The 4779-nt window shown below is 67.7% G+C and carries 5 protein-coding genes; 4 read left to right on the top strand and 1 reads right to left on the bottom strand.

Annotated elements, in window-relative coordinates:
* Together JZ791_RS43455 and JZ791_RS43450 are read left to right on the top strand one after the other, a co-directional pair.
* The coding region (locus JZ791_RS43455; RefSeq protein WP_216903718.1) for a hypothetical protein at positions 1 to 1752 on the top strand (1752 nt) is incomplete at its 5' end.
* A gap of 268 nt (positions 1753 to 2020) precedes the next feature.
* On the top strand, positions 2021 to 3241 hold the full coding sequence (locus tag JZ791_RS43450; RefSeq protein WP_216903716.1) for a sensor domain-containing diguanylate cyclase: 1221 nt from the start codon (positions 2021 to 2023) through the stop codon (positions 3239 to 3241).
* Positions 3242 to 3346: 105 nt separating this feature from the next.
* Here JZ791_RS43450 and JZ791_RS43445 read toward each other — a convergent pair whose 3' ends face one another.
* Positions 3347 to 3754, bottom strand: coding sequence for a hypothetical protein (locus JZ791_RS43445; RefSeq protein ID WP_216903714.1), 408 nt, complete (start codon positions 3752 to 3754; stop codon positions 3347 to 3349).
* 158 nt (positions 3755 to 3912) lie between these two features.
* On the opposite strand from JZ791_RS43445, the gene JZ791_RS43440 reads away from it, so the two are divergent.
* Positions 3913 to 4356 (top strand): TIGR03618 family F420-dependent PPOX class oxidoreductase, encoded by a 444-nt coding sequence (locus tag JZ791_RS43440; protein ID WP_216903712.1) that lies wholly within the window; start codon positions 3913 to 3915, stop codon positions 4354 to 4356.
* A gap of 92 nt (positions 4357 to 4448) precedes the next feature.
* Positions 4449 to 4661: a hypothetical protein gene (locus JZ791_RS43435; RefSeq protein ID WP_216903710.1), complete on the top strand. Its 213-nt coding sequence runs from the start codon at positions 4449 to 4451 to the stop codon at positions 4659 to 4661.
* Positions 4662 to 4779: the final 118 nt, after the last annotated feature.

Raw genomic sequence — 4779 nt, 5'->3', positions numbered from 1 at the left:
GTGCTCGATGCGCCGCCGCGGGCGGTGACCGAGGCGGATGCGCGCGGGCGGGCGCTGCGTGGCATCGAATTCACCGCCTCGCTGGCCGTGGCGGCGATGACGGTGCGGCAGGGGGTCTTGTCCAATGTGCGGGTGCTGCGCGATTACGACCAGGACGGTACGGCGCCCGCGCAGGTGCTGGTCTCGCCCGTGACCTCCGGTGCGGCGATGGTGTGGGCTCGTGATCGGCTCGACGGCGCGCCCGGCTACCACCTGGGCTTGGATGTCATCGATGGAACGGTGAGTTCGCCGGAGACGATCACGGCGGGCGCCGATGGCCGGATCCGGTTGCGCGCGACCGCATTATCGGGTGAAACTCCGCTCACACCCCTGTCCGGCGCCGAACTGCTCAACGGGACTCAGCGCGACATTCCCAGCGCCGTCGATACTCTCACCTTCCTGGCCTACCGGGAGAAGTTCCTCGCCGGATCTTGGCATTTCGACACGTATTTCGGGCGTGACACTCTGATTTCGCTGATGCTGTTGCTGCCGGTGCTCGCGCCGGACGCCGCCGAGTCGGGATTGCGGTCGGTGCTGGCCCGGCTCGGACCCGGCGGAGAGGTGGCCCATGAGGAGGAACTCACCGAGTGGGCGCTGCTGAATCCCCCTGAGTCTGGTGAGAAGCCGAGCGCCGCACCATATTTCGACTACAGCATGATCGATGAGAATTACCTGCTCGCGCCGGTCGCCGCCGCGTATCTGCTGGACGGGCACACCGGCGCCGCCCGTGCGGGCAGTTTCCTGCGGTCCGGTACCGACGGCGCCGCGCTGGTCCGAAATCTGCGACTGGTCGTGTCGAGTGCCGCGGCGTTCGCACACGACCCCCGCTACAGCACCCTGATCGCGCTGAAACCCGGCCACGCCGCCGGGGAATGGCGAGACAGCGACAACGGCCTCGGCGGCGGGCGTTACCCGTACGACGTCAACGCGATCCTGGTTCCGGCGGCCCTCGACGCAACCGCGCGGTTACTGGACAGCAGGGTGCTCGACCCGTACCTCGGCCCGGACGACCGGCAGGAGCTGTCCCGGGCCACCGGGGAGGCGAAGGTCTGGCGGTCCGAGGCGCCGCCGCTGTTCACGGTCACTGTCGACAACGCCCGCGCCCACGACGCGATCGCCGCCTACGCCGGAACCATCGGTGTGCCGGCGCACGACGCGCTGACCGCACTCGGCGGGCAGCCCGTCTCGTTCCCGGCGGTGGCATTGGACGCCACAGGCGCCGCGATCCCGATTATGCATTCGGACGACAGCTACGAGTTGCTGTTCGGCCTGCCCGCGCCCGAGGTCCTGGATCGGGCGGTGACGACGATGATCCGCCCGTTCCCGCTCGGCCTGATGACCGGCGCGGGTCTGGTGGTCGCCGACCCGGTGTTCGAAACCCCTGCCGTACAGGCCGAATTCACGACCCACGACTACCACGGCACCGTCGTCTGGTCCTGGGTACAGGCGGCGGTGGCCAGCGGTCTGCAACGCCAGCTCACCCGCACCGACCTGCCACCACCGGTTCGCGAGCATCTGCGGACCGCCCAGCACACGCTGTGGCAGGCCATCGCCGCCACCACCTCGATGCAGAGTTCCGAACTGTGGGGCTGGCGGTTCGACAGCGGCGGCTACCACGCCGTCCCCTTCGGGGCCTCCGGTTCGGACGCCACCGAATCCGATGCGGCACAGCTGTGGAGCACCACCTACCTGGCGATCTCACCGGGGGAGTAGGGAATACCCGGATCGATGCCGGCGATATCATGGTCTACAACGCCCGAGCCGGCGCCGACCGACATCGTGTCTCATCGCACTCCGCTAACGAACACGACGCACAGTGCCACGATTGCCGCGCACGCGGAATAATCTATGGCTGTGGGAACCGAGTTCGTCGATAGCACAGGTCCCGGACGGCAGGACGTATCGAAGGACTGTGGTGGACTACGCCGATAGTGTGGCAATCGCTCGGCTGTGGGGGCATGCGCTTGCGACTATCGGTGTTGTGTCCGGCCCCGCGGGCCCGCCACACGTGATGCTGTTCGGCCTGGTCACGGATCTTTCGATGGCACTGGAGATCGAATCCTTCGATGCCGCCGCGGGAACCCGGGTCGGACAGGCGCTGTGGGCGGCGGGCCTGGTGGACAGCCGGGTGCCGACGGCGTCCGCCCAGGTGCTGTTCCGGTTGGCCGACTACAGCGAGCGTTTCGACGCGCACGCACGCCTGGCCGGACTGCTGACCGCCCTGGGACAGGGGCATCAGCGGGAGATGGACCACGCGCGGCGGGTGCGGCGTAACTTCTCCGGGGAGACCATCGGCCGGGGTGATCTGGACGAGCAGGTGCGCAGGTTTCGCATCCTGTACGACAACACGGCGATGGCGATCGCACTGGCCGACACCGACGGCAAGCTGCTCGAGGCCAATCGCGGTCTGGCCGACATCATCGGCGTGCCGGTCGAGTCGCTCCTGGGGATGTCGGTCTACGACTTCGCGGATCCCGACGACCGAGACGATTTCCGGGCGCTGCTCTACGAGCGGCTCGTTCCGGACGGCGGCGGAACGGTTCTGCTCGATCGCAAGCTGACGCGGGTGGACGGCAGCGTTCGCTGGATGTCGTTCGCCATCTCGTATGTGAAGGTGTCCGGCGGGTATCCCGATTATCTGCTGACCGTCGGGGTCGACGTCACCAAGCAGCATCTGCTCGAGGAGGAATTGCGCAGGCAGGCCCGGCACGACGCGCTGACCGGCCTGCCGAACCGGCGCTATCTGCTCGAGCGCATGGAGGAACTCGTCGACGACGCCCTCGAAGACCACCGGGCCGGACTGTGCTTCGTGGACCTGGACCACTTCAAATTCATCAACGACCGGTTCGGGCATGCCGTCGGCGATCGGGTCCTGGTGGCGGTGGCCCTGCGCCTGCGCGACAGGCTGCGCGGTCGCGGCTGTTTCGTATCCCGGCTCAGCGGTGACGAATTCGTCGTGCTGGTGCCGCCGCCGGCCAGTGTCGAACGGATCGCCGACATCGCGGAACGGCTGCTGTCGGTGTTCGCCGAGCCGATCATCCTGGACGGCTATCCGCTCGAGGTGTCGGCGAGCATCGGCGCGGTGGTCACCCCCGTCGGCACCGACCCAGAAGCCCTTCTCGACGCCGCCGACGCCAGTCTGTACGACGTGAAGGCCAACGGAAAAGGGCACTGGGTCGTGCACAACCTGGAAGCGCCGTAAAGGCCGGAAGTATCCACCGGATGTCGCGGGCCGGGAATGCGGCCCGCGCAGACCGTCGCGGTACGCCCCGCGACGACATCCGGTGGCTCCGAACGCTGTGCCGGATCAGATTCCGGCGCTGCCCGTCCCGAGGCCCCCGCCGCCGGTGACGGTGACCGTCGTGTTCGGCGTGGACGAGGAGTAGTCGTGCGACTGGCCCGACGCCGGGATGTGATAGCCGCAGAACGCCTGTGTGTGGGCCTGCTCGCCAGACAGGTTCCGCAGCGACACGGTGATCGACTGCCCGGGCCCGGCGTAGGAATCAGCCCCGCCGCTGCCGAAGACCGAGCCGTTGTCGGTGTCCTGCGCCCAGCACACCGTGCCCTTCTGGGTGTTCGGGTTGTGTACGGTCGCGGTCACCGAGCCCGACCCCGACGATTGGAACTGCGCATTGGGGGCCTGTAACGCGGGAGCGGCCGACGCCGTGGGCGCCGCCGTACCGACCGCCGCAAATATCCACACTGCTCGTCGCATCTCTGTCCTTTGTTCGCAATTGACGTTGCGGGAACATTCTGGCTCACGCCCACACGCCTCGCGCGTTGTCGGGGGGACTCACCGTCACGAATCGCCGGATATCGGGTATCGGAATTGGCTTGAAGCGCAGCACCACCCGAGTGCGTAGACTCGCGGTTGTGACGGATCTCCAGGATTTCGAGCGACTCATCGCCGCTGATCACGGGCTCTGCGTGGTGTCGACCACGCGGGCGGACGGTACGGTCCAGTCCTCGCTCGTCAACGCGGGGGTCCTGGACCATCCCGGCAGCGGCGAGCGAGTGGTCGGGATGGTGGTGCAGGGCGGCACCCGCAAACTGGACAATCTCCGGGCGCGCGGGCACATGACCGTCGTGGTCCGGGCGGGCTGGCAGTGGGCCGCGGTCGAGGGGCCGGTGTGGATCGCCGGTCCGGACGATCCGGCGCCCGGCATCGATGCCGAGCGGCTGCGGTCGCTGCTGCGCGAGGTGTTCACCGCGGCCGGTGGCACCCACGAGGATTTCGACGAGTACGACAGGGTGATGGCCGCCGAACGCCGGGCGGTGGTGCTGGTCGTCCCGAAACGGATATACGGCAACGGCTGAGGGCTGTGATCGATCACTCGGCCGCCGCAAACCTGCATTTCCGCAGGTCAGGTAGAATTTGGGGATTGCTGTACCCCGATGAAGGACCCATTGTGAACGATCTGGACCTGACGCGAGCCGTCTCCGAATTCGATAAAGCGGTCGTCGAACTGCTGCGAGCCTCGGGCTGGCTCTACCACATGCACCGCACCGCCTCACAGGATCCGGCGGTCCCCGCCGAACTTCTGGACGTCGTTCGAACCCGTCTCGGCGGCGTCACCCTTCGCGAGGGCGTCTTCGACCATCTCTATCATGAGGCCGCGTAGCCGCTTCGGACTTACCGCTGCATACCATCGGTGACGTGAGTCAGGTGACCGATGTGCAGCCGCGTGGCGGGGTGGGGCCGGTTTTGTCGGGGCCGGGGCCGAGGAGGCCCTCGGCGGA

Origin of the sequence: Nocardia alni, assembly GCF_019038435.1 — a bacterium.
GTDB lineage: Bacteria > Actinomycetota > Actinomycetes > Mycobacteriales > Mycobacteriaceae > Nocardia > Nocardia alni.
The sequence above is the reverse complement of the archived record's forward strand: the minus strand, read 5'-3'. Positions and strand labels throughout refer to the sequence as shown.

What these genes read in the sequence shown, in the direction of transcription:
- JZ791_RS43445 (WP_216903714.1), bottom strand. Translation starts at nt 3,754, where the DNA reads ATGCGACGAGCAGTGTGGATATTTGCGGCGGTCGGTACGGCGGCGCCC.